19 protein-coding genes are annotated in these 25,626 nt (G+C 69.5%); 10 read left to right on the top strand and 9 right to left on the bottom strand.

The window, feature by feature from the left end; genetic code table 11:
* Positions 1 to 126: 126 nt before the first annotated feature.
* Positions 127 to 384: a hypothetical protein gene (locus tag G6O54_RS29420; RefSeq protein ID WP_165231706.1), complete on the top strand. Its 258-nt coding sequence runs from the start codon at positions 127 to 129 to the stop codon at positions 382 to 384.
* A gap of 78 nt (positions 385 to 462) precedes the next feature.
* Here the strand turns inward: G6O54_RS29420 and G6O54_RS29415 are convergent, their stop codons facing one another.
* The 4 genes from G6O54_RS29415 to G6O54_RS29400 form a co-directional block, all read right to left on the bottom strand.
* Positions 463 to 1,458 carry a 3'(2'),5'-bisphosphate nucleotidase gene (locus tag G6O54_RS29415; protein ID WP_165231703.1) on the bottom strand — a complete coding sequence of 332 codons (996 nt, stop codon included), beginning with the start codon at positions 1,456 to 1,458 and terminating at the stop codon, positions 463 to 465.
* A gap of 194 nt (positions 1,459 to 1,652) precedes the next feature.
* Complete coding sequence (locus tag G6O54_RS29410; RefSeq protein WP_165231700.1) at positions 1,653 to 2,642, bottom strand: hypothetical protein; 990 nt, start codon at positions 2,640 to 2,642, stop codon at positions 1,653 to 1,655.
* 221 nt (positions 2,643 to 2,863) lie between these two features.
* The gene (locus tag G6O54_RS29405) at positions 2,864 to 3,538 is read right to left on the bottom strand and encodes a hypothetical protein (protein ID WP_165231697.1); all 675 of its coding nucleotides are present in this window, start codon (positions 3,536 to 3,538) and stop codon (positions 2,864 to 2,866) included.
* Between the two features lie 562 nt (positions 3,539 to 4,100).
* Entirely contained in the window at positions 4,101 to 4,709 is a 609-nt protein-coding gene (locus G6O54_RS29400; RefSeq protein ID WP_165231694.1) for a Uma2 family endonuclease, read from the bottom strand.
* 120 nt (positions 4,710 to 4,829) lie between these two features.
* On the opposite strand from G6O54_RS29400, the gene G6O54_RS29395 reads away from it, so the two are divergent.
* Positions 4,830 to 5,777, top strand: coding sequence for a prenyltransferase/squalene oxidase repeat-containing protein (locus G6O54_RS29395; RefSeq protein ID WP_165231692.1), 948 nt, complete (start codon positions 4,830 to 4,832; stop codon positions 5,775 to 5,777).
* A gap of 36 nt (positions 5,778 to 5,813) precedes the next feature.
* Here G6O54_RS29395 and G6O54_RS29390 read toward each other — a convergent pair whose 3' ends face one another.
* The 4 genes from G6O54_RS29390 to G6O54_RS29375 form a co-directional block, all read right to left on the bottom strand.
* Positions 5,814 to 7,031 carry a hypothetical protein gene (locus G6O54_RS29390; protein WP_165231690.1) on the bottom strand — a complete coding sequence of 406 codons (1,218 nt, stop codon included), beginning with the start codon at positions 7,029 to 7,031 and terminating at the stop codon, positions 5,814 to 5,816.
* A gap of 48 nt (positions 7,032 to 7,079) precedes the next feature.
* Positions 7,080 to 8,180, bottom strand: coding sequence for a PQQ-dependent sugar dehydrogenase family protein (locus G6O54_RS29385; protein ID WP_165231688.1), 1,101 nt, complete (start codon positions 8,178 to 8,180; stop codon positions 7,080 to 7,082).
* A gap of 191 nt (positions 8,181 to 8,371) precedes the next feature.
* Positions 8,372 to 9,406 carry an aldo/keto reductase gene (locus G6O54_RS29380; RefSeq protein ID WP_165231686.1) on the bottom strand — a complete coding sequence of 345 codons (1,035 nt, stop codon included), beginning with the start codon at positions 9,404 to 9,406 and terminating at the stop codon, positions 8,372 to 8,374.
* A gap of 37 nt (positions 9,407 to 9,443) precedes the next feature.
* The gene (locus G6O54_RS29375; RefSeq protein WP_165231684.1) at positions 9,444 to 9,887 is read right to left on the bottom strand and encodes a MarR family winged helix-turn-helix transcriptional regulator; all 444 of its coding nucleotides are present in this window, start codon (positions 9,885 to 9,887) and stop codon (positions 9,444 to 9,446) included.
* A gap of 207 nt (positions 9,888 to 10,094) precedes the next feature.
* Between G6O54_RS29375 and G6O54_RS29370 the strand changes: the two genes are divergently transcribed.
* From G6O54_RS29370 to G6O54_RS29355, 4 genes are all read left to right on the top strand, one after another.
* Positions 10,095 to 11,426: an SGNH/GDSL hydrolase family protein gene (locus tag G6O54_RS29370; protein WP_165231682.1), complete on the top strand. Its 1,332-nt coding sequence runs from the start codon at positions 10,095 to 10,097 to the stop codon at positions 11,424 to 11,426.
* Positions 11,427 to 11,459: 33 nt separating this feature from the next.
* Complete coding sequence (locus G6O54_RS29365) at positions 11,460 to 11,945, top strand: MarR family winged helix-turn-helix transcriptional regulator (protein WP_165231679.1); 486 nt, start codon at positions 11,460 to 11,462, stop codon at positions 11,943 to 11,945.
* 72 nt (positions 11,946 to 12,017) lie between these two features.
* Positions 12,018 to 12,623, top strand: a complete 606-nt coding sequence (locus G6O54_RS29360) for a malonic semialdehyde reductase (RefSeq protein ID WP_165231676.1) — start codon at positions 12,018 to 12,020, stop codon at positions 12,621 to 12,623.
* A 528-nt stretch (positions 12,624 to 13,151) separates the two neighbouring features.
* Positions 13,152 to 14,777, top strand: coding sequence for a PD40 domain-containing protein (locus tag G6O54_RS29355; protein WP_165231673.1), 1,626 nt, complete (start codon positions 13,152 to 13,154; stop codon positions 14,775 to 14,777).
* A gap of 138 nt (positions 14,778 to 14,915) precedes the next feature.
* Here G6O54_RS29355 and uvrA read toward each other — a convergent pair whose 3' ends face one another.
* On the bottom strand, positions 14,916 to 21,662 hold the full coding sequence (gene uvrA, locus G6O54_RS29350; protein WP_165231670.1) for an excinuclease ABC subunit UvrA: 6,747 nt from the start codon (positions 21,660 to 21,662) through the stop codon (positions 14,916 to 14,918).
* A 974-nt stretch (positions 21,663 to 22,636) separates the two neighbouring features.
* Here uvrA and G6O54_RS29345 point away from each other — a divergent pair.
* From G6O54_RS29345 to G6O54_RS29330, 4 genes are all read left to right on the top strand, one after another.
* Positions 22,637 to 22,885 carry a hypothetical protein gene (locus G6O54_RS29345; protein WP_165227073.1) on the top strand — a complete coding sequence of 83 codons (249 nt, stop codon included), beginning with the start codon at positions 22,637 to 22,639 and terminating at the stop codon, positions 22,883 to 22,885.
* A gap of 548 nt (positions 22,886 to 23,433) precedes the next feature.
* A complete protein-coding gene (locus tag G6O54_RS29340; RefSeq protein WP_165231667.1) occupies positions 23,434 to 23,835 on the top strand; it encodes a hypothetical protein in 402 nt (133 codons plus the stop codon).
* A gap of 417 nt (positions 23,836 to 24,252) precedes the next feature.
* On the top strand, positions 24,253 to 24,657 hold the full coding sequence (locus G6O54_RS29335) for a hypothetical protein (protein WP_165231664.1): 405 nt from the start codon (positions 24,253 to 24,255) through the stop codon (positions 24,655 to 24,657).
* 547 nt (positions 24,658 to 25,204) lie between these two features.
* On the top strand, positions 25,205 to 25,522 hold the full coding sequence (locus tag G6O54_RS29330) for a nucleotidyl transferase family protein (RefSeq protein WP_256369013.1): 318 nt from the start codon (positions 25,205 to 25,207) through the stop codon (positions 25,520 to 25,522).
* Positions 25,523 to 25,626 lie beyond the last annotated feature (104 nt).

Here is a 25,626-nt window from a genome sequence, read left to right as displayed (position 1 = left end):
CAGCCGGATTCGGGTTTTCAGATCCGGCCGTCGCGATATGCTGTGGGCGTCGCGTCGCGACCCGCCCCATCACATCACGACCCGGCGGCCCTCGCGAACATCATGCATTCACGGAGGAACCGTCCCATGAAGACCACGGCCCGGCTGGCTGTGCTCACGACCGCCCTCACGCTCGTCTCGGGATGCACGGGAGGCCACCTGAGGCACAAGGACAGGGTCCCGCACGAGCCCGTCCAGCTCCCGAGTGCCCCCACGATCGAGCGGAATGGGGCTGCGGCCGGGGCTGCCGCGCCCGCCCCCGCGCCGTTCAGCCCGTTCCCGTCGGCGAACATGCCGGACGCATCGCCCTCGCCGCTTTCGAGCACCCAGCCGAAGACCCCCTGAGGCGAGGTCGGCGAGCCAGGCGGCCGAGGGGCCCGCGATCAGCTCGTCCGACTCGTCGACGGCCCCTCCCGGCCTGCTTCAAGGGGGAGGCATCAGCCCGAGGTCCGCGATGGCCCGGAGGACGCGGTCGTGGATCCGGCCGTTCGAGGCGACGACGCCCCGATTGACGGTCAGCTCCCGGCCGTGCCGGAATTCCAGCGCACGGCCGGTGATGTCGGTGACGGTCCCGCCCGCCTCCTCGATGAGGATCGCGCCGGCCGCATGGTCCCAGATCTTCTCGCGGTAGTCGGCGCGGGTGGGCATGCGGAGGTAGATGTCCGCCTGGCCCCGGGCGACGACCCCGTACTTGGCCTGGCTGTCCATCCGGATCGGCGGGGCGGAGATCCCGAGCTTCCCGGCGATGGCCGCCGCGTCCCCGTGCGCGCTGTGGCCCGATTCCACGGACTCGCAGAATCGCGTCGATCCCGGATCGTCCGCGGCATTCACGCCGATCGGCTCGGGCGTCGATCCGGCCTCATCGAGCGGCATCGCGAAGGCCCCGCCGCCGCGGACCGCGGTGAAGACGACACCTCGCTCCGCCAGGTTCGGGCACGCGAGCGCCCCCACCACGACCTGGCCATCGACGACCAGCGCCAGCGCAACGGCATACTGCTCGTTGCGGAGGAAGCCCTTGGTCCCGTCGATCGGATCGATGGTCCAGAAGCGGTCGCGATACCCGGCCGTGGCGCCGCGATCGATCCAGCCGCGGACCTGGTCGGCCGTGGCGTCGGCGAGGCTCGGATCGCCGCCACCGTCCCGGACGTGCGCCAGGACCCGGTCCAGGATCTCCGCGTTCGCCGGCTCGCCGAGCTCCGCGGAGTCTTCCTCGGCGATGACCGGGTCGTCCGGGAAGGCCGCGAGGAGCGCCCGGCAGACGAGGGCCTGGCTGCCGAAGTCGGCCACCGTGACGGGGCTCTTGTCCTTCTTGTCCAGCACCTCCGGGCGGATCCCCCGGCGGACCGACTGGCAGAGCCGCGCGGCCTGACGGACGGCCGCGAGGGCCGCGGTCTGCTCGTGTTCGAATGATTGGCTCATCGTTCTCCTCGGCGCATCTCGTCTCGCCCCGGGAGGTGGGCCCCCCGGCCCGCTCCCTTGGACGCAATCGAGCGGGAGGCCATCCCGATAGGAATCGCCCCCCGCGCGAGGATATGAGTCTTCAAGGAATCGCGGCGGCCGTCAACCACAGAAGCGGCCGGGGCCGGGGCGGCGGGCTCGCGGAGGGAGCCCGATCAGGCGGCCGGCTCCGGGGGAGTGCCGAGCTCCGGAGCGAACTCCGGGGCCGCGGGGTGCGAGGCCGCGGCCCCCGGGACCAGGCGGGCCGGCGTGGGGGGCGGGGGTACGGCCGGGCTGGGCGTGGGCTTCGGCTTGGGCTTGCTCCCCTCCGGCTCCGCCCGCTCCTCGCTGGGCTGCGGCGGAGCCGCCGCGGCTGGCGGGGGGGCGGACTCGACCGGGGCGAGGGCCTCGGACTGCGGGCTGGCGATGATCTCGTCCCCCTCGCACGGGACGACCGGGACCATCCTCATCACCGGCCGGTACACCGTGACCGGGACCTCGACGCAGGTGACCACCGCCTTCTTCCAGACGAGCGTCTTGGGGACCGACTTCGAGACGACCCTTGGGACCTTGAAGTAGATGTCCTCCGTCTTCATCTTGCGGACGGTGACGGGGATCTTCTCGAACCGCGTCTCGGGGACGAGCCGGCAGGTGGTGACCGGGACCTGGCGGACCTCGACGGTGGATTCCATCCGGGTCTCGACCACGTCTCGCGTGACCAGGACGGGCCTGTAGCAGGTCCTCGCCACGGTCCGGCAGGTGCAACCCCCGGCGGGGTGGCCGCAGAGCCCGCAGCCCGTCTTCACGGGGACGATCACCTGCTCGGTGAACGGCTTCATCACGCACTCGGTCACCTGGCGGGTGGTGCTCACCGGCCGGCAGACGGTGAACGGTTGGTCCACCAGAGTGGTCTCGTAGACGGGGCGGCAGACCGTGTAGGTGCGGGTCTCGTAGGTCGTCTCGAAGGCGGGCCAGCAGATGGTCCGTTTCTCATCGACGTACGTCGTCTCGAGCTTCGTCTCCATGATCGTCCTGGTGCGGACGGGGACGAGGTCCACCTTCGTCTTCGTCTTCATCACCGTGACGGGGACGTTCTCGATGACGCATTCGTAAGTTGGCTGGGGCGCGATCGCGCAGGGCGTCTGCTTGCAGACGTGACAAGCCATTGCGGGCCCGCCCCAAAGGGCGGTCAACCCGATGGCCGCGAGAAGCCACCTCGTCCGGGGGTGCATGGTCGCCTCGCTTCAAAGGTGGTGGAATCGTACGGTTGCTGGGCGCCGACGAAGGGAGGGCCGGCGAATCGGCAACCCAAGCTTACACCACGATTTGAGGTCCCGCCGGCGCGGAGGCGAAAAGCGCCGGGGACCGGGACCTGGCGAGCCGCTGGCTATTCCGGACGGGCCTTTCGCCGCGAGCGGGCCATGGCCGCGGCGACAACGGCCATGGACGAGACCAGCATCACGCAGGAGGCCGGCTCGGGGACCGCGCCCGAGGCCGTCGGGCCGGCCGGCGGGTTCGGGTTCGTGGGGGTGGTGGGGGGGCCCGTCGGGTCAAGGCCCTGGCCCGCCGGCGGGATCAGCGGCGAGGTCGTGGGCGGGACCTCCGGGGTGGTGACGGCCGAGGTCGGCGGGCCGCCGGCATAGGCCTCGCCCGCGATCACCCGCCAGGCCAGGGGGTGGAAGTGCTCGAATCGCTGGTGATGCGATTGCCACCGGTTCAGCCAGTAGGCGAAGTCCGTCGGGCTCGTGAGCAGGGCCCCGTAGAACGGGTGGTTCCGGTCGAACGCGGCCGGATTGGCATCGCGCATCTGGACCATCCGCTCGTAGACGCCGACGTTCTGCCGCTCGAGCCGCTCGAACATGGCGGCCGTGCGCGCCGTCGGCCCCAGCTTCATGGAACCCGCGTTCGCCCGACCGGGGGCGAGCCATCCCCCCAGTGCCGCCGCGGCCGCGACCAACACCGCGATGCGGTGGGCTCGAGATCGGCTCCGCGGCGACGAGACGTCGAGCCACGGCTCGCGATCGAACGCCCGAATCGGCACCCCGTCTCTGCTTCTGAACATCGAATCGATTCCCATCGTCCATCGTCCCTGATGAGGCACCGGATCCGCCGCTTTCCGGCGGCGTCTCCCTCGTGACCCGGGCGGGATACCCGAGATCGCTGGCAGATGACTTACGTCGCTCGTCGCCATCCCATGCCGGCGTGCTTCGGGGAATCCACGCGTCGATGACTTCCGGCATCCTCCGGTGCGATCCGGATGCCTGAGGGCCACGCCGCGGCGCGACCCTGGGTCGGAGCGAGTGTCACAGCAAGCAACACACGGCGTCGGGATTGGGAGCGGATCTCGATCCTCACCTTCCGACGAGGGGGGGTCGAATCCAGTTCGACGCCACCTTCCACAACGGCAAGCGCGGCATGCCCGGGCGGGCAATCCCCGTGCTTCTCGCCGCGACGGCGATGCCGGCCGCGGCGTTCGCGGTTCATCCATTCCGTGAGGGTTGACTCATGGCCTCCAGCGATACCGGGCGTATTCTGCCGGGAATCCTGGAGCGGTCAACGCCAATCCTGCGGGCGGCGATGATCCGATGGTCCGATCGATGGTCGTCCGGGTCCCGGGCCAGCGATCAGATGCGGCAGCCGTCCGACGGCACGGGCGCGAATTCCACCCGGTCGTAGATCTCCGCCAGCGGGATCGACACGGGGACGGCCAGCGCGTCGCCCAGGTCGAGCACACCGTCCGCGCCGATGGCGACGCGAATCGCCCAGAGGTCCGCCCCGACCCGGGTATGCCACTCGACCAGCATCGACTTCTGCGAGATGAGCACATAGGTCCGCAGCGACTCCAGCCGCCGATACTGGATCGTCTTGAATCCGCGATCGTGGGACTCGGTCGAGTCCGAGAGCACCTCCACGATCAGCGACGGATTGAGGAGCGTATCGTGGACCCCGTCCTGGAATCGCGGGCCGCCGCAGGTCACGACGATGTCCGGGTAGGTATACAGTCCCGTCGGCTCGACGAAGACTCGCATGACGTTCGAGTACGTCTCGCACGGCCGGCCCCGAAGGCGATTTCCGAAAGCGGTCACGAGATTGGTCACGATGAGATTGTGAGACCGGGTCGCCCCGCTCATCGCCCGCAACCCGCCCCGATAGAACTCGTGCCGGATCTCGGCGGCCCGTTCGAGGGCGAGGTATTCCCGTGGCGTCAGCTCTCGATTCTCGGCCGTGGACATGGCGGCTCCTTCGATCGCTCGATTCTACCGCCCGACGACGCTCGACACTCCCTGACCGGCGGACGACAATCAGGCGATGGCACGCGGCTGAATCCCGACACCTTGCGGCGGACCGGCTCGATGACGGTAATCGCGATCCTGGTTTGTCTCTGCGGGTACGGGGACGAAGGCACGCCGGAGGCCCGCGCGATCGCCTACCTCGCCCGGGAGGTCCCGCGGTGGCCGGCCGAGAATCGTTGCTTCTCCTGCCACAACAACGGCGACGCCGCCCGGGGCCTCCTGCAGGCGGCCCGGCTCGGCGACCCGGTCCCGGACGAGGCGACCGCAGGGACGGTCCGATGGCTCGAGCATCCGGAGGGCTGGGACCGCAACGGCGGCGACGGGCCGTTCAACGACAGGGTGCTCGCGCGAATCGAGTTCGCGGCGGCCCTCGCCGACGCGATCGACGCACGGCGGTCGAAGGACCGGGGGGCGCTGGTCCACGCCGCCGGCCAGGTCGCGGCCGATCAGGGCGGGGATGGATCGTGGCGGGTGGACGCCGAGGCGACCGTCGGGTCGCCGGCCACCTACGGGACGGCCCTGGCCACCGCCGTGGCCCGACGCTCCCTGCTCGCGGCCGACGCGACGCGTTTCGCCGCCCCCATCGACCGGGCCGGACGCTGGCTCCGACGGGCCGACGCGCGGAACGTCCTCGATGCCGCCGCCGTGCGGATCGGCCTGGAGCGTGCCGGCGATCCCGAGGCGCTCGCTCAGCGCCGGCGTTGCCTCGAGCTGATCCTCAAGAGCGAGGCCGCCGGCGGCGGCTGGGGCCCGTTTCCGAACGCGCCGGCCGAGCCGTTCGACACGGCGGTCGTCCTGATCGCCCTGGCCGGATCCGAGGATTTCCCCGACCGCTCGAATCGGATTCGTCGCGGCCGCAATTTCCTCATCGCGACCCAGCGCCCCGACGGGAGCTGGCCCGAGACGACCCGCCCGCCGGACGGCGAGAGCTACGCCGAACGACTCTCGACCACGGGCTGGGCACTCCAGGCACTCCTCGCATCGAGGGAGGCGGCGAGGAGACCGTGAGCCCCGGTGCGCGATCGCAGCCGACGGCGCCAGCCGTCACGATCCCGGCCGGATCTCGAAGGGACGCTCGACGACGCGGGACTCGATGCGGCGGCTGACGGGCTCGAAGACGTCGAGTTCGAAGGGGCGGCGGAGGTTGTTGCCGGCGAGGTCCTCGAGGGCCGTGTCGACGATGAGCCGATACCGGCCCGGCCGCCAGGGACGCTCGGGGACGAAGGACCACCGGGTCTCCTCCGCGGACACGTCGGCACGGCCGGGCACGTCGCGGCCGTCGGCGTCCTGGACGCGGACGAGTCGGGCGAAGAGGGCGTGGTCCAGCGGCTCCGGCGAATCGACGACCAGCGGGGCGACGGACGAAGCCGCCGGGGGGCCGATCCGCCAGGCCGCGACGTCGGGGCAGGCGTCATCCGCGGCCGTCGTGCGGAACGCCTTGCGATAAGCCTCCTTCAGCGGGCGGCCCCGGGCGTCGGGCCAGCGGGCGTCGATGCGGAGTGTGTAGTCCTTGCCGGCCTCCAGGACGGGGCCGAATCCCTCGCGGGGCCCGACCTCGCGCTTGATCCGGCCGGGGTCGATGAGCAGGGTCAGGCGGAGGCCGTCGCGGTCCCAGAGCTCCTCATCCAGCCTCAGGAAGGCACCGTCGATCTCCCTGCCGGTCGAGTCGAGGAGATGAATGAAGTCGTACACGTTCCCCTGCCTCATCGGGGCGCTGAAGTGCAGATAGAACCGGAGCTGGTTCTCGGGCAGCGTCGAACGGCTCGGATAGACCTGCCGGACGACCGTGGGGGCGACGGGCGCGGGCTCCGGCAGCGCGAACTCGGCCGTGACCGGCGGAGGCTCGGCGACGGACCGGGTCGCCGGGGCTGCCTCGACGCGACCGGGAAGCCGGCCGGGATGGAAGGCCGCGCGATAGCGGAGGCCGGGGACGAACGGGAAGCGAGGCCGGAATCGCAGGACGCCGCCCTCGACCCGGTACGTGCCGAGCACCGGGGGCGGATCGGGCCGGGCGGCCTGGCCCCGGGCCGCCACGATGATCGCCAGCAGCGACGACCAGCGGCGAGCGTCCCAGTCGACCGCCGCCAGGCGGCGAAGGTCCGCGAGGTCCAGGCCACGGACCTCCACCGAGGCCTCGTCCCCCTCGCGACGAAGCACGACCGACGGGCCCTCCTCGGCGGACGACGGGGCCGGCGACGCGGTCAGGGCCAGCGCCGCCGGTAAGATCCACAGGAGAAGGCCGCTGGCCGGGCAGGTTGCCACGAGGAGGACTCTCCGGGGGGCGTCGATCGAATTCGCCCGATCGATCGCTCAGGGGAGCGCGATCGTCTTCAGGTCGAGCCGGCCGTTCTCGCCGCGGGCGAGGACCACGGCGCTCTCCTTGCCGAGCTTGTCGAGCTGCTCGATCCCCTTCAGCCCGTCGACGGTCTCATACGGCAGGCCGGCCCTGTCGCTGACGCGGCGGATGATCCCCTCCTGGGTCCCGGCGCGGTCGGCCGGGATCTTCATGACGCCCCGGCTGCTGTTGGCCATCAGGATGAAGTCGCGGCCATCCTTCTGGTAGACGATCATGTCCAGCGGCTTGTTGTGGTTGCCCAGCTCCGCGATGGTCGTCCCCTTGACCCGGGCGCCGGGCCGGAGGTCGGAGACGGGGAACTTGACCAGCGGGGTGCACGTGTAGGCCGCCAGGACATATCGCTTGCCGTCGATGTCGTACGGGATGAAGGTCCGGACCGGCGAGGTCGTCTCGAAACGGCCGTGGGAGCCGTGGTAGATCTCGATGTGCGCCCCCTGCTCGCCCGCCCCGGCGAACGGGAAGGGGATGGCGCGGAGGTTCGAGGAGAACTCCTCGTTGGACAGCCCCGCGACGAAGACGCGGCCGTCCAGGTAGGCGAGGTCCGTGATCGAGTCCTGCCGGCCGCGGCCGGTGGCGAGGCCGGAGATCTCCGCCCTGGCGAACTTCACGCCCTTCAGCGGCAGCTCCTGGATCTCGCCGTCGGCCCCCACGCGGACGATCACGCCGGCCGCGTCCGGGCCGCGACCGCGGGCGACCGAGACATAGACCTTGCCCGAGGCCGGGTTGACGGCCACGTCGCGGATCAGGATCTGGTCGGCCGTGGTGCCGAGCATGCCGGCAATCCTGGCGTCGATCCCCTCGACGTGGACCGCGGCGGGGGCCTGCGACGGCGCCTGGCCGCGATCCCCGGCGTCGATCGCGAAGATCGCCCCGCCGGCCTGATCGGCCACGAAGAGCACCCCGTCCGGCCCGAACGCCAGCGCGCCGGCCGACTTCAGGTCCGGCGTGCCGGACTTGAGACCTTCGGTCAGGTCGCCGGCAAGGCCGGCCCCCGCGCAGGTCCCCAGGACAACGAACGCCGCCGCGGCGGAGCGCATGGCTCTCAGCATCATCATCTTCTCTCCCGGATGAAGGATTCTCGTGCCGAGATCGCGAGGTGAACCCCCAAAGGCTAACGGGCCGCGGCGCGTTTGTCGACGACTGAACATCGGAACGGCAACAAGGACGTGGCCGGCGCCGAGGCCCCCCCCAGGAGAGCGACAGTGCCGGCTTGCCCGTGCCGCCGATTTCCCGAACGGCCCGAACTTCACGCGTCGATCCGGTCCCGCAGCCCGCCATAAATGAAGCCGTTGACCATCTCGTTCGCGTGGAAATCGTGCGGGAACCCCAGCGGGACTCGGCTCGCCGCGTCGAGGCGATCGAGCTGCGAGGCGTCGAGCCTGAGGTCGAGGCAGGCCAGGTTGTCCATGAACTGGTCCAGCTTCCTCGCCCCGACGATCGGGATCACCGGGACGGGCCGCTGACGCAACCACGCCAGGGCGACCTGGGCCGGGGATCGGCCGACCGCCTTCGAGATCGAGAGGACCTCGGCGACGATGGCCTCCACCTGCTCGCTCGACCGGGCGAATCGCTTCATCATGTCGGAATTCATCCGCGCATCGGCCTCCGCCTTGCCCGCGGCGTACTTGCCGGTCAGGATGCCGCCGGCCAGCGGCGACCACGCGGTCACGCCCAGCCCGAGGGCCTCGGCCATCGGCAAGAGCTCGCGCTCGACCGTCCGCTCGACGAGGCTGTATTCGACCTGGAGGCCGACGAACGGCGTCCAGCCGCGAAGCTCCGCCATGGTATTCGCCCGGGCGACCGCCCAGGCCGCCATGTCGGAGACCCCCGCGTGGAGGATCTTGCCCTGGCTCACGAGGTCGTCGAAGCCCCGCATCACCTCCTCGAGCGGCGTCATCCGGTCCCAGATGTGCAACCAGTAGAGGTCGATGTAGTCGGTCTTCAGCCGCTTCAGGCTGGCCTCGACCGAACGCATCATGCTCTTGCGCTGATTGCCCCCGGCGTTCGGGTCGGTGCCGGGCATGGCGTTGGTGTACTTCGTCGCCAGGACCACGCGGTCGCGGTCGTTCTCCAGGAACTCGCCCAGGAGCGACTCGCTGGTGCCGCCGGTGTACAGGTTCGCCGTGTCGATGAAGTTGCCGCCGGCCTCGAGGAAGGCGTCCAGCACGCGGCGGCTCTCGTCCTTCGACGAGCCCCATCCCCAGTCCTCGCCGAAGGTCATGGTCCCCAGGCAGAGCTCCGAGACCCGCAGGCCGGACTTCCCGAGCAATCGGTATCGCATCGTCGTTCTCCATGGCATGGATGGGACGTGAGTCGCGTCACGCCCCCTCGTCGCGGGCCGCCAGCCGCGCCACGAGCGACTCGAACACGGCCAGCTCGTCGCGGGAGAGGCGGCGAAGGCGCTCGTTGAAGGCCGCGGAGAGCGCGGCCCCCCCGCTCCTCAGGGCCTCGCCGCCGGCCGGGGTCAGGACCAGGCGGAACTTCCGCAGGTCGCCGGCCTCCGGCCGCCTCTCCAGCAACCCCCTGGACTCCAGTTGCTTGACCAGGTACGTCACCGTGGGCGGCGGCACGTGCATCCGCCGGGCGAGCTCGGCGGGAAAAGGATGATCCGCAACCGTCTCCAGCAGGAAGTACCCCTTGGGGGAGAGCCCCAGGGCCTGCAGCGCCGGCTCCGAATCGTCCAGGACCGACTGCATCAGCCTCCAGTAATTCGCCGGGGTGATCGAGATACCCCGCCCGCCCTTCCTCCCGCTCGACGACATGGTAGTCCCGCCGACTTCCGAAGTCAAATAGTTCAACAATTGAATTAGATCGGCGGCCCGTCGGCGACGGCCCGCGGCATGTCACTATAGCAACGCGACCGGGTGCGAGCCCGATGATTCGACCGGCGGCGATCCTTGCTCGCCGACGCCGATCCGCGGATGATCGAGGTGAGCCAGGAGACGAGAACCCACGATCCCGGGCCGGTCATGATCACCGACACCCCGTCCGAGGCCGACTCGCAGCCCCCCGATTCCGATCCGAGCTCGCCGGCCGTCGAGGCCGAGGCGGCGCGGCCCCGGTCGGGTCGAAGGCGGCGATGGCTCTTCCGCGTCCTCACGCTCCTGCTCCTCCTCATCGGCCAGGAGGTCCTCTTCCGCGCGATCTTCCCGATCCCGGACGCGCCGAGGTTCAATCGGATCCACTACCAGCAGATGGCCCAGACCCACCCGAGCCTGGGCAAGGCCCTGGACCGGGGGCTCGTCTACGACCGGTTGAGGATCGCGAGCCGGCCGGATGGATTCGTGACGATCCATTCCCTGAACCTCCGCGGATTCCGCGGCCCGGACTTCGCGATCGAGCCGGCCCCGGGGCGGCGGCGGATCCTCGTGATCGGGGACTCGGTGATCGAGGGCGAGGGGGCCGGCAACACGGAGACGATCCCCGCGGCCTGGTCGCGGATCCTGGCTCGCGAGGGGACCGACGCCGAGGTGATCAACCTGGGGGTGATCGCCGCCAGCCTCCCTCACCTCTGGTCGATCCTCCGCGAGGGCGTCCCGCTGCTGAGGCCGACCGACGTCGTGGTCGCGCTCTATGCCAACGACATGCCGAGCACCGACGTCAGGGGCCTTGAGTCGCCGCCGCGCCGGATCGGCCTCGAGCGGCCCGACTCGCGCTCCCCTCGGCTCGCGGTGCTGCTCGACCGCGTGATCCACGACCGGCCGATCCATCGTCGCTGGTTCCACCCGCCGATCGACTTCTTCGCCCCCGTCCCGGACTCGACGAATCCCTGGTCCGACGGCCGGCCCCGGCCCCCCGGGCTGCGCGAGGACCTGTACGACGACATGCGGGCCGGCCGCCTCAACCCCTGGCTCATCTTCCAGTCCGCCGAGATGCCCGGCCTGCTCTCGCACGACTTCGCCGCGAAGGGGGGCTCGCCCCGGCCCTTCCTGGAGGCGATGCGCGCGGCCTGCCGATCCTCCGGGGCGCGGCTGATGGTCGCCTACACGCCCTTCCTCGGCGTCGTCCACCCGCGATACGCCCCCGCGCTCGTCGCCCTGGGCATGGACCCCGCGACCGCCGAGGCCCTCCCCGTCGACCCGAAATACCGCAGCCAGCCCCGCCATCTGGCCGAGGTCTGCCGCGCCCTGGACATCCCCCTGGCCGACGCCACCGCGGCCCTCGAGGCCGCCGAGGCTTCCGAAGGCCCCCAGTACTGGCCCTACGACACCCACCCCAACCCCGCCGGCTACGCCACGATCGCCCGCCACATCCACCAGGTCTGGAAGGATTCCATCAACCAGCCGCCCGGCTCCCCTTGACCTCCGGCCCGAACTGGTTAACATGTTGACGAAATGAGCCAGTCACGCAGGCCGCCCCAGTCCTCGTTGCCCATCCTGAACGACGACCCTCGCCCGTGGGAGGTGAAGGTCGCGGTGGCCCTGCTGGATTTCCAGGGGCGGCTGGAGCGACGGATGGCATCGCGGCTGGCGGAGCACGGGATCACGCTCGCCCAGTTCGACATGCTGCTGACCCTCTGCCACGGCGACGGGGTCACGCAGCAGGACCTGGCGGAGCGGCTCCTGGTGACCAAGGCCAACATCGTGGGGTTGATCGACCGCGCCGGCGCCGCCGGCCTGGTCGAGCGCCGGCCGGATCCGGAGGACCGTCGCGTCAACCGGATCCACGTGACCCCCGCCGGGCGCAAGCTCGCGGGCAAGGTCCGGCCCGGCCAGGACGAACTGATCCGGGAGATCTTCGGCCACCTCTCCGAGGCCGAACTCCGGCAACTGCACGCGTTGCTCGGGCGGCTCATCGCCGCTTGCCCGAGGGATGAATAGACCGTGTCCCGTGGTCTTACGGTCAATGCATTGACCGTCACGAGACGAACTTTCTCGAAGGAGATGATCGCCATGTCGGAGACGAACGATCGAGGGCGAGTCGACGGGGCGGCGCTCGACGTCCTCTTCCGCGAGGCCCGCACGCATGGGGCGTGGCTGCCCAAGCCGGTGCCGGAGTCGCTGCTGCGCGAGGTGTACGACCTGGCCCGCCTGGGCCCGACGAGCGCCAATGCATCCCCCGCCCGGTTCGTCTTCGTGACGACCCCGGAGGCGAAGGAGCGGCTGATCCCCGCGCTCATGCCCGGGAACGTGGACAAGACGAAAGCGGCCCCGGTGACGGTGATCGTCGCCCAGGACATGGAGTTCTACGAGCAGCTCCCGAAGCTTTTCCCGTTCGTCGACGCGAAGAGCTGGTTCGTGGGCAACGACGCCATGATCGCCCACACCGCCGCCCAGAGCAGCACCCTGCAGGGCGCCTACCTGATGCTCGCCGCCCGGGCGCTCGGCCTGGACTGCGGCCCGATGGCCGGCTTCGACGGGGCGAAGGTCAACGCCGAGTTCTTCCCCGACGGCAAGTGGAAGGTCAACTTCCTCTGCAACCTCGGCTACGGCGACCACACCAAGCTGCCGCCGCGGGCACCGCGGCTGACCTTCGAGGAGGCATGCCGGGTCCTCTGATGTCGGCAGCCCCGGCCGGGGGACCTGCAAAGCGATCCCCCGACCGGCGAGCTGGACCGAGGTCGGGCCGGCCGAATCACACCAGGCCCTCATCGCGTTCACCGATTCCCTCATCCTCGGCGGGGCGCATCCTCACGCCTCCGGCCGGTCGCCCGCTTGACTCCTCCACGCCGCGCGATTATCGTCGGCCCATCCGACTCCTGTCTGACCTTGGTCGCGACCGGGCCGGGGAGCACATGACCGAGCCTCCGCGGCGGGCCGCCACCATCCTGGACATGATGGTATCCGTCGTCGGCCGGGCCTCCCCCTTCGTCGCGTGGCGATTCTTCGGGTCCATGGAGACCCGGCGACCGGTCCCCGGCTCGATCGATGGGGTCCCTCCGAGGCACCGAGGTGCATCGCGTTCCTCTCGCCCTTCTCGCCGACGATCCTCGCGATGGCCAGGAGGGCCGCCGGACCTCCGTTCGGTCGCGTCGCGGCTCCCGTCGCAAGCTCGATGAAGGCGTTCGCAGGGGAGGAGCGTAACACATGCTGACGTTCTCGCGTTTCGGGGGAGTATCGGTCGCCTCATTCGTCCTCGCCGTGATGGTGGCGGAGGTTTCATTCGCGGGCGACGAGACGGGCGAACGGTACGTCCTGCCGGCCTCGTCCGACACCGTCCGCAGCGTGGTGTTCTCGCCGGACGGCTCGATCCTGGCCACCGGCGGCTATGACGAGGTCGTGCGCCTCTGGGACGTCGCTTCGGGCCGGAAGCTCGCGGACCTTCCGGGCCATGAGGGGTGGATCGAGAGCCTCTCGTTCTCCCCCGACGGCCGGACCATCGCCTCCGGCGCGCTCGACGGCGTCCGGCTCTGGGACGTGCCGGGAAGGACCATGGCCAGGAGGCTCGAGGCCGGAAAGACGCTCGGCGTGGCGATCGGTCCGGACGGGAAGACGCTGGCCGTGGGGACCGAGGGCGACGGCTCGGCCGTGCTCCTGAGCCTGTCCGACGGCTCTCTCCTCGCCCCGCTTCCCGGCCTCCCGGACGACGACGTCGCCACCGCCCTGGCATTCTCCCCGGCGGGGAAAGCGCTGGCCGTCGCGACGATGGACGCGCAGAGCAGCTACTCCCTCGACGAGACATCCCTGAGGTCCGGTAACGGCGTGACTCTCACCATCTGGGACGTGTCCGATGAACGGCATCCGACCCTCGCCAGGCGGATTGCCGGGCTCTTCGGGATCATCTGGGCGCTCTCGTTCAGCCCCGACGGCGATACCATCGCGGCCGCGACGGCGACGCCGGAGCTCCGGCTCTGGGACGTCGCGACCGGCCGGGAACGTCCCCCCTTTCGCGGCCATCGCAGGACGGTCCACGGCGTCGCCTTCTCGCCGGATGGGAAATGGGTGGCGACCGGCAGCCTCGACAAGACGGTCAAGCTCTGGAGCGCGACCAAGGGCGAGTTGCTCGCGACCTTCCGCGGACACACGAACGCGGTGAAATGCCTGGCCTTCTCCCCCGACGGACGGACGATCGCCTCCGGGAGCTGGGACAACACGGCGAGGCTCTGGGACGCTTCGGCGCGCCCGACGACCCCGGTGATCACGACCACAAACCTCACGCCCCGACCTCATCCGACGACCGCCGCGGAGGTCCTTGCGGAGGTCAAGAGGCTGGGGGGGAGCGTCACCCAGATCCCGGGTCCCATGGCGGGCGGTAAGGCCTCGCTGAGGCTGGTCCTGAAGGGGACGGACCTCACGGACACCGACCTGGAACAGCTCAATCTCGGCATGCTACCGAGCTTGCGGATGCTCGACCTGAGCGAAACCATGATCACCGACCGAGGCGCGGCGACACTGGGCGGATTGGCTCAGGTCCGATCCCTGAACCTGCGCGGGACCGAAGTGACCGATGCGGGGCTCGCCCATCTCCGCGGGCTCACCGAGTTGCAATCATTGACCTTGCCCGATCGAGTTACGGACGCCGGCCTCGCCGCCCTGCTCGACCTCCGCGAACTGTCGATGCTGGACATGTCCAGGAGCCAGGTCTCGGACGCCGGCCTTCAGGGCCTGAAGTCGATGTCCCGCCTGCAGACGCTGATGTTGAGCACGCGAATCACGGAACGCGCGATCGGGGAGCTCCGCGAGGCCATGCCCGGGTTAAACATGAACCAGTGAGGCGGGCGTCGGGCGGGGTCGAGGGCTCACGTCCCAGCTCGCGCCGGGCAGGCTGCGTGCCCAATCCGTCCATGGCCACGGTCTCCGTATTCCCCGAGGACGGGCTTTGCTCACCTTCTCAAAATCAACCTATCTACATCAAATCTCGCTCGCCTTCTTCAGCTTCCCCTTCGATTCGGCGGACATCGTCAGGGCCGCGGCCACGGCCTTCTCGACGAACTTCTGGAAGGCCGGCGTGTCGAGGCCATCCGTGGTGTGGGCGGTCACGGTGACGACCTGGAAGGAGGCCTCGTGCTCCACCTTCAGACGCGGGGCGTCGCTGTGGACGGGCGGGGAGCACTCGTGGAACGGCGGCAGGCGGAGCGAGGACTCCAGGGTCTTCGCCTGGAAGGTGTTCCGCGGGACGAAGAACTGAAGCGTCACCACCCACTCGGCGGACGTCGTCGAATGGAAGACGAGGACTCCTCGCTTCTTCTCGCCGTCGCGCGGCGCGGCCGCGATCCGGACGACGCCCCGCTCGGACCAGTCGGTCGGGGCGAGCTTGTCGCCGCCGAGGGCCTCGATCCGGTCCACGACCTGCTCGAGGATCGCGCCGTCCCACCGCGCGGGCTTGCCGTTGCGGGCCGTCCGGGTCTTCGTGTGCCAGGTCCGGCCGTCGAGCTCCCACGGGGTGAGGGCGTCGGCCGCGGAGATCACGGCGGCCTGTCCGTTCTTGCCGGCGGCGCCCCTGCCCCCCTTCGCCGTCGACGTCACGCCCACGCCCGCGGCCTGGGCCTTCGCGGACTCCCGGAGGGCCTTCGCCTCGTCCATCGCCTGCTTGGCGGCGGCCTTGGGGTCGAATCGCTCCCGCTCGGCGAACGGGCCGGCGGCGAGGAGGTCGACGAGGAACCGCGCGGTCTGGCTGCGGTCGCTCCTCGAGACCTCCTCGGGCGTCCCCTCGGCGACGAGCTCGCCCCCCTTCAGGCCGGCCTCGGGGCCGAGGTCGAGCAGCCAGTCGGCCGTCTTGATCACCTCGAGGTTGTGCTCGATGACGACCACCGTGTTGCCCAGGTCGGCCAGGCGGTGGATCACGTCGAGCAGCTTGCGGATGTCGTCCAGGTGCAGGCCCGTGGTCGGCTCGTCCAGGATGTAGAGCGTCTTGCCCGTGTCGGGCCGGGCGAGCTCCGCCGCCAGCTTCACCCGCTGGGCCTCGCCGCCGGAGAGCGTCGGCGCCGACTGGCCCAGTGGCACGTACCCCAGGCCCACGTCGTGGAGCGTCCGGAGGATCTTCCGGATCCGGGGCACGCTCGCGAACAGCTCGAGGGCCTGGTCCACCGTCATGTCCAGGACGTCGGCGATCGTCTTGCCGTGGAACTTCACGGCCAGGACCTCGGGCGTGAACCGCGCCCCGTTGCAGGCGTCGCAGGTGATCCAGACGTCCGGCAGGAAGTGCATCTCGATCTTCTTCTGGCCCGCCCCCTCGCAGGTCTCGCATCGGCCGCCGGCCATGTTGAAGCTGAACCGCCGCGAGGTGTAGCCGCGGACCTTGGCCTCCGGCAGCTTGGCGAAGAGCTCGCGGATCAGGTCGAAGACGCCCGAGTACGTGGCGGGCGTGGAGTTCGGCGTCGAGCCGAGCGGCGTCTGGTCGACGCTGATCACCTTGTCGACCTGCTCCAGGCCCTCGATCAGCTCGTGGGCCCCGGGCGTGAGCTGGGCGCGGTGGAGCTGCTTGGCCGCGGCCTTCCAGAGGATGTCCTCGACGAGCGAGCTCTTGCCCGAGCCGCTGACGCCGGTCACCACCGTGACCACGCCCAGCGGGAACCGGACGTCGATGTCCTTGAGGTTGTGCTGACGGGCCCCCCGGATCACGATCGCCGGGACGTTCGCCTTGGCCGAGGCCGGCCGGCGGTTGGTCGGGATCGGGATCGCGGACTTGCCGCTGAGGTACCTGCCGGTGAGCGACTTGGCGGCGGCCTTCACCTTCGAGGGGGGCCCGGCCGCCGTGACCTCGCCGCCGAAGGCGCCGGAGCCGGGGCCGAAGTCCACCAGGTTGTCGGCCGCCTCGATGATCTCGCGGTCGTGCTCGACGAGGACCAGCGTGTTGCCCAGGTCGCGGAGGTGCCGGAGTGCCTTCAGGAGCCGCGCATTGTCCCGCGGATGGAGCCCGATCGTCGGCTCGTCCAGGACGTAGAGCACGCCGGTGAGGCCGCTGCCGATCTGGCTGGCCAGCCGGATCCGCTGGCTCTCGCCGCCCGAGAGCGTGGGCGTCCCCCGCGCCAGGCTCAGGTAATCGAGCCCGACGTCGACGAGGAACGTGAGCCGCTCGCGGATCTCGCGGACGAGGTCGCCGGCGATGTGGGACTCGTCCTTGCCGAGCTTCAGCCCCCGGAAGAACTCGAGCGCCTGGCCGAGCGGCCAGCGGCTGATCTGGTCGAGCGTGTGCCCGTGGAACCGCACGGCGCCGGAGTCGTCGCGGAGCCGGCCCCCCATGCAGGCGGCGCACGGGACGTCGTCGACCATCCCCTGGAGCTTCCACCGGTACACGAACGAGACCCGCGCCGCCTCCTCGATGGCCGGGAAGAGCCCCTTGTACTGGACCGAATACCCGGGCAAGCCGGCGTCCTCGTCGGGCGGGACCGGATACCAGGTCTCCCCCGCGCCGTGGAGGATGATCCGCCTCAGGCGGCCCTCCAGGTCGTCGAAGGGCATGTCCAGGTCGATCCCCTCGGCGTCGGCGACGGCGGAGATCACGCGGCCGAACGCGGGGTTCTCGTCGAGCTTCGGCCAGACGTCCACGGCCCCCTCGCGGAGGCTCCGACGCGGGTCCGGGATCAGCACGGCCGGGTTGGCCCCATGCTGGGTGCCCAGGCCCTCGCAGACGGGGCACCAGCCGAGCGGGCTGTTGAACGAGAAGTTGTGCGGCGAGAGCTCCTCGAAGCTCCGGCCGCAGCGGTCGCACGAGCGATGCTGGCTGAACCGCTCGACGTGCCACGAACTCTCCTTGCCCTCGTCGCCGACCTTGGCGACGTGGAGCACCCCCTTGCCCAGGTCCAGGGCCGACTCCACCGAGTCGGCCAGCCGGGACCGCGTGGACCGCCGGACGATCGCGCGGTCGATCACGACCTCCACGCGATGCTTGCGGCGATGGCTCAGCTTCGGCGGGCTGTCCAGCTCCACCGTCTTGCCGTCGACGCGGACCCGCGAGAAGCCCGACGCACGCAGGTCGTCCCAGAGGGCCTCGAACGTCTCGTTGTCCCGGCGCTCGACGGGGGCCATGATGAAGACCTTCGTCCCCTCCGGCATGTGGAGGATCTTCTCGACGATCTCGTCCGCCGTCTGGGTGCCGATCGGGATCCCGCAGGCCGGGCAATGGGGCTGGCCGAGCCGGGCCATGAGGATCCGGAGGTAGTCGTGGATCTCCGTCACCGTGCCCACGGTCGACCGCGGGCTCTTGCTGGTCGTCTTCTGCTCGATGCTGATCGCCGGCGAGAGCCCGCTGATGTGCTCCACCTTCGGCTTCTGGAGCGGGGCCAGGAACTGGCGGGCGTAGCTGGAGAGGCTCTCGACGTACCGCCGCTGGCCCTCCGCATAGAGCGTGTCGATCGCCAGCGAGCTCTTGCCCGACCCGGACGGGCCGCTGCAGACCGTCATCGCGTGGCGGGGGATGTCGACGTCGATCCCCTTGAGGTTGTGCTGCCGGGCCCCGCGGACCGCGATCGCGCTCAAACCCTCCTCGGAAGACGACGACGCCCCCCTGCCCCGCTTCTTGCCGGCCGGCCTGGCGGCATGCCCGACGTGCCGTCCATGGTCGGGGTGGAGCGTCCGCACGAGCGCCGCGCCGGTGTGGCTGGCGGCGACCTTCGAGACCTCCTCGGGCGTCCCCTCGGCGACCACGCGGCCGCCGTCGGCGCCCCCTTCGGGGCCCATGTCGATGAGCCAGTCGGCGGTCTTGATGACGTCCAGGTTGTGCTCGATGACGACCACCGTGTTGCCCGACCGCTTGAAGCCGTGGAGGACCTCCAGCAGCTTCTTGACGTCCTCGAAGTGGAGGCCGGTGGTCGGCTCGTCGAGGATGTAGAGCGTCTTGCCGGTGCTCCGCTTCACGAGCTCGCGGGCCAGCTTGATCCGCTGGGCCTCGCCGCCGGAGAGCGTGGGCGACGGCTGGCCGAGCTTGATGTAGTCGAGGCCGACGTCGTGCAGGGTCTTGAGCATCGTCGCGATCTTGGGGACGTTGGCGAAATGCTCGAGCGCCTCCTGCACGTCCATGTCCAGGACGTCGGCGATGCTCTTCCCCTTGAACCGGACGTTCAGCGTCTCGCGGTTGAACCGCTTCCCCTCGCAGACCGGGCAGGTCACCCAGACGTCGGCGAGGAAGTCCATCTCCAGCCGATTCGAGCCGTTCCCCTCGCAGGCCTCGCACCGCCCGCCGGCGACGTTGAAGCTGAACCGGCCCGGCTGGTAGCCGCGGGCGCGGGCCTCCGGCAGCTTCGTGTACAGGTCGCGGATCAGGTCGAAGAGCTTGATGTACGTGGACGGATTCGACCGCGGCGTCCGGCCGATCGGCGACTGGTCGATGTCGATGACCTTGTCGAGCTGGTCCGCGCCCTCGATCGCGTCGTGCGCCCCGGGCGTCCCCTCCGCGCCGTTGAGGTCGCGGGCCAGGGCCTCGCGGAGGATGTCCCCCACGAGCGAGCTCTTGCCCGACCCGCTCACGCCGGTGACGCCGACGAAGAGGCCGAGAGGGATCTTAATATCAATATTCTTAAGATTGTTTTGCCGTGCCCCCTTGATCGTCAGGGCTCGGCCGTCGGGGGCCTTGCGGTCGACCGGGATCGGGATCTCCGCCTTGCCGGAGAGGTAGGCGCCGGTCAGGCTCTGCTTCGATTTCGAGAGGTCGGCGAGCGTCCCCTGGGCCACGACCTCGCCCCCCTTCACGCCGGGGCCGGGGCCGAAGTCGACCAGCCAGTCGGCCGCGCGCATCGTGTCCTCGTCGTGCTCGACGACGATCACGGTGTTGCCCACGTCGCGGAGCCCCTGGAGCGTGGCGATCAGCCGGTCGTTGTCCCGCGGGTGGAGCCCGATCGAGGGCTCGTCCAGGATGTAGAGCACCCCCACGAGCCCCGCGCCGACCTGGCTGGCCAGCCGGATCCGCTGGGCCTCGCCGCCGGAGAGCGTCGGCGCCGCGCGGTCGAGCGCCAGGTAGTGGAGGCCGACATTCGTGAGGAACCGGAGCCGGCCGCGGATCTCCTTGAGCAGCTCCTCGGCGATCGTCCGCGAGACCGCGTCGAGGGGGATGGCCGGAGAGCCCACGACGCCGCCGGATGGCTCCGGAATCCCCTCAAGCTCCCCATTGGCACGGCGGAGAGCCAGATCGCTTCCCCCCTTACCAAGGGGGGATTCAGGGGGGTGTTTTCGATCGACTCGGCTCGCGACATTTACCCCCTCCGACTCCCCCTTCGTAAGGGGGAGAGCCGGATCGGTTTCCCCCTTGCCAGAGGGGTTCCTGGGAGATATGGCCTCTGCCGTCGTCCCCTCCGCCAGGGCGTCGAAGAAGCGGGCGGCCTCGCTGATGGGCATGCCGCCGAGCTCGACGAGGGTCTTGCCGCCGACCCGGACGGCCCGGGCGCGGGCGTTCAGCCGGTTGCCCTGGCACTCGGGGCAGGTCACGCTCCGCATGTAGGGCTCGAGCTGGGCCTTCGTCGGCCCGCCTTGCGACTTGCGATAGCGCGCCAGCAGCTCGGTGGCCACCCCCTGCCAGGGCTCGGTGTGCGACCAGACCTTGGCCCGGCTCTTCCAGTGGTGGACGATCACGCGATCGCCGGAGCCGTACAGCCAGACCTTGCGGAAGCGCTCGTCCAGGTCCTTCCAGGGTCCCTTGAGCATCTTCCCCTTGGGCGGCCCGTCGGGGTCGCTCTCGTAGTTGGCGGCCACGCCCTCGAACAGGTGCCTGCGCCAGCGGCCGATCCCCTTCACCGGCCCGAGCAGCGAGATCGCCCCGTCCCAGACCGAGAGCCTCGGATCCGGGACCAGCAGGTCGGGGTCGAAGTCGTGGCGGATGCCCAGGCCGTCGCAGGCCGGGCACATCCCCTGCGGGCTGTTGAAGCTGAAGAGCTGGGGGCTGGGCGGGTCGAAGCTCAGCCCGCAGTGGGTGCACGCGTACGCCGAGGACAGCAGCAGGTCCGGCTGCCCCTCGACGGCGACGATCACCGTCCCCTCGCCGAGCTTGAGCGCCTGCTCGACGGCCTCCGCCAGCCGGCCGCGGACGTTCGGCCCGGCCTTCAGGCGGTCGATGACGACCTCGATGTTGTGCTTGATCTGCCGGTCGAGCGCGAGCTGGTCGGAGAGCGAGTGGACCGTACCGTTGACCCGGGCCCGGACGTACCCCGCCTTGGCCAGGTCGGTGAAGAGGTCCTTGTACTCCCCCTTCTGCCCGCGGACCACCGGCGCCAGCACGCTGAACGCCGTGCCGGCCGGCAGGGCGAGGATCCGGGCCACGATCTGCTCGCGGGTCTGCGCCGCCACCGGGCGGTCGCACTTCGGGCAATGCCCCTGGCCGACCCGGGCGAACAGGACGCGGAGGTAGTCGTTGATCTCCGTGATCGTGCCCACGGTCGATCGCGGGTTCCGGCCGCCGGTCTTCTGCTGGATCGAGATCGACGGCGAGAGCCCGTCGATCCGGTCGACCTCCGGCTTGGGCATCTGCCCGAGGAACTGGCGGGCATAGCTCGAGAGGCTCTCGACGTACCGCCGCTGGCCCTCGGCATAGAGCGTGTCGAACGCCAGCGAGCTCTTCCCCGACCCGCTGACCCCCGTCAGGCAGATCAGCCGCCCGCGCGGCAAGGTCAGCGAGACGTCCCGGAGGTTGTGCTCCCTCGCCCCCCGGATCACGATGTCGGATGTCGCCATCCCTGGATTGCCCCTCCGAAATCCGTCGCATGTCCCCCGGCCGGATGCGTCATCCTTCGATCGCCTAGTATACGCGTGTCCGCCTAAATGTCCAGAGGACGGACGCGGCGATCGCGGAGGCAGGCCACCATGCCAAGCCGGTCCCGCCCCCGAGGGCCCGGGGAATTGGCTCCGTTCGTCGCATAAACCGAACATTATTTGATTCGTATCTCTTTCCCCATAAATCACTTTCGTCGATTTCAAATTGGCTTTGCTATCGCGGATTCCGGTCTCTCGCTCCACCCTCGGGCCGCTCGTGGGTCGACTTCCGCGCTCCAACCAACCTCCGGCCGCAAGCTCAACCGTCACCGGGATTCGTGACCGCCCGCCCGCTGCCAGGGCCTTCCCCGGTGGGCTTACGGCGACCTCCCGCGGCTCCGCCGTTGGGAGCGAATTTGGGTTCGTTCGTCAAATCAACGACCGCGGATGCGAAGGAGTTTCCCTTTACGATTGAAAGACTTGCGTCTCGAAATCACGTTGGCTTTGATCGCAAATTTCGCCACGAATCCCGCCGGCCCGCGTCCTCCGCGCGGGCCGGTCCAACCGGCTCATTCACCGTCTCGCGGATTGCCAAGGAGCCGCTCGGGGTTCTCGCACCCGTGGCGCGCAAGAATCCCTCCCTACTCAATACAGTCCCAAGAAACAGGCCCCGAGTTTCACCAAAATGGAGAAAATCCTCAGAAGGGACCCTACGATCGCACCGTGGACCACGGAGGCACCACGTCGCGCGTCTCGAGCGAGTCGGCTCCGGCCGGCGATAGGGCAAGCCGTGGATTCTCCGCCATGGGTCGGCCTCATCACGCGATTCCCGCATGGAGTCTGCCTCCCGGTTTCTCGGATCAAACGCCTGCTGACAGACCCGCGAAACCAACAACCCATCCTGATATCGGCTATGATCGTGATGGCTGGTGCCGGGTTTTGCTTCGGAGGCCACCATGAACCCCAGCGGGAAAGCAGAGAAGAAGGCGATCCATGCCCTGATCGGGGAGGCCGAGAAGCTGGCCGCGGCCGGCGACTGGGCAACGGCCGTGAAGCGGTGGGAGCAGGCCCTCGAGCTTGGGTTCGCCCCCAACAGGGCCACCCGCCACCACTTCATCGTGTCGCTCCTGGCCGCCCCGGATGACGTCAAGGAGAAGCTGAAACACCCCCACCCGGGGGCACCCCAGCCGGCCGAGGACGGCTGATGTCAGAACTCAGGCCTCCGGGGGAAAACGTGGCCACGGGAATCGGCGGCCTGCCAACAGCGGCCCCGCACTCAAGCCCGATACGGCGGACGAGGCCCGGCGCATCTCGGGCCGCACGAACGACGTCCAGGCCGCCTACCGCCGATCCGGCCGAATGTCGAGGCGGCTCCGCGAGCTGGACCGGGCCCGGGGGATGGACGTGCCCGCCGAGGTGATGGCCGAGCGTGGCGCCAAGAGGGGGCCTCGCTCCCGGAGTGCCGGAGCCTGAGGTCCGAGCCCATGGCGGCCGGGCTGGCCAAAACGGCGCGGGTGAGGAAGGCGAAGGCCGTAGACGCGTATGCCAACCTGGCCGAGCACATGACCGAACCGCGGGGCAAAAGCAATTCGCCTCGCCACGCCGCCGAGGCCCTCCACTCCGACGGCCACACGACGAGGTCCGGGACGGCCTGGTCCGCGGCACGGGTGATGCGAGTGCTCGGCCGGATCCCCACGTCGCGACCAGTTCAATCGGTGCTCGAACGACGCCCTCGGAGAACGGACCGCGAATCATGAAGCGACTCCAGTTGCGGCTCCGCGATCTGCTGCTCGCCGTCCTCGTGATCGCGGCGTTCCTGGCCGCCTGGTCCTGGAATCGCAGGAGGCAGCGATTCCACCAGCTCGCCGTCGCCCACCGCAGCTCCATGGACCAGTACAAGAGCATCGGGACGGTGATCGTCGGCCCGGAAGACGATCCGATCTTCCAGGCGCAGCAACTCCGTCGCGCGATGTGGCGCGAGCACAAGGACGCGGCCGAGGCCTGCGAGGCCGCCGAGTGGCGTCCCTGGGCATACGGCCCGGGAGATCCGGTGGAGCGACCGCGAGCTCCCGAGGCGAGCCTGCGTGTCTTGCACGTCCCCGAGGACGACGTCGTCGAATCACCTCGCGCCGGCGGAACGCCGTACGTCCGGTGACGCCTCTCGCACTTCGGATCGTCGGGCTCATCATCACCTCGGCCGGTGCCCCCCGAGTGCATCGTCGACGCCCAGGGCGATCCGCTCCGCAGGATGCCGAGTGCATCGCCGCCCAGGCTCGGCCAGGAGCGGCTCCTGCCGCGTCTCGATCGAGCGGGCGGGCGACGGTTCGGCCCCACGAGCGATCGAGGCGCGGCAGGAACGGGTCCGGAACCGGTCCGATGATCGAACCCCTTTCGGGTTCGCGACAATCCCGTGTCGGCCTCTCGAACCATCCCGCGGACCTGGTCATCAGGTTCCCGAGATGGGTCCTCCCGGCCCCCGAGGATCAGGCCGCGACAGCGGACCCTCGCTGAATTCCACTCGGCATCGGTATCATGGGGCCCTTGCCCGATCCGATTGTCCCCTGGAGTTCGCATGTTCATTTTCCACAGATCGCGCCGGCAGCCCGTCGAAATCTTCGACATCCTGGTCCATGAAGGGGGTCTCCCCGACGCCGAAGAGCGATTCGGCCCGGCCCTGAGGTGGGGGCGACGCGACGAACGATTCCACGAGGTCGGGAGCGCCATCCTCATCCATGACGAGATGCAGACCGAATACTTCCTGATGGCGAAGGAGGGGCTCTCGGACGCGGATTTGAACTTGCTCGACATCGAGCTGCTCCAGCTCATTGGCGAGGGCCAGGACGTCCATACCTTCGGCTACGGGCCGATCCGGGGGACTTTCGAGCACGATATCGTGCAGTCCCCGGTCTTCTCGCGTCCGATTGAGGAGGGGGACGAGCTGCCGGCGGAGGAAGGGTTCGACGAGCCGGCGGAATGATCCACCTTGCGAGGCCGGGAATCCCGTCCCCTGGATAGGGCCGGATCCAACGGCTGGGCACGCCCTTTGCCTTGAACAACCTCGGCGTGGCCGATCCGCGTTTCACTGTTTGTCGGTTTGACTGGTCGGGCCTGTTCGCAGACTTACCTGCCCGACCGATGCTCGGTTCGATACGGGTCGACCACGTCTTTCAACCCCAGCCCCTCGGCTGGGGTTTTTTTCTTGGGGGGCAGGAGAGAGGTCAGGGGGGCAGGAAAGAGGTCGGGAATCGATACGATTATCGACCTCCACTCGGGCGCGAAACGCCATAGAAGTTCAAGGACATCTAAGGCCAGACATCGAAGGCATCCAAGGCCACAAGGCATCGAAGGCCAGGCACCCAAAGCGGGTAGTCTGGCCAACGCTGACTTTGGGGCATCGTAGGCCAGGCCTCCACTGAATCGACGAGCTGCTTAGGAGATATTCACTCCCACTTCTCCAAATTCTCTATTTTGGGTGCGTGGCCACTCATGGGGTGCGTGGCCACTCATGGGGTGCGTGGCCACTCATGGGGTGTTCCACCAAGCCTCAGGCCGTGGTCAGCGAGTACCCGCGGATCATGTCTTTGACCGAGGGCAGGCGGAAGATGAGCAAATCCGACCCGGACGACATGAGCCGGATCAACGTGACCGACTCGCCGAACGTCATCCGTGCGAAGATCCGGGCCGCCAAAACGTCGATGAGCCTGGCTGGCGACACGCCCGAGGCTCGTAACCTGAAGACCATCTACCGGGCCGTGGGCGGAACTCAGGAGCACCAGCGGTGGCCTGCGTTCAAGGCTGAACTGGTGGACCGGCTGGTGGCGGAGCTGGGGGAATGCCAATAACCCTGGCCTCCGCCACCTGCGAAGTCGTAACTCCCTATCCGTCAACGTTCTGGCGAGCGAAGTTGCAGCCTCCTGAGACGTTGCCCGCCCCGGATCATCACTAA

It is taken from the genome of Aquisphaera insulae (assembly GCF_011064615.1).
GTDB classification, from domain to species: Bacteria; Planctomycetota; Planctomycetia; order Isosphaerales; family Isosphaeraceae; genus Aquisphaera; species Aquisphaera insulae.
Note: the sequence above shows the minus strand (reverse complement) of the source record. Positions and strands in the feature narration are given on the sequence as shown.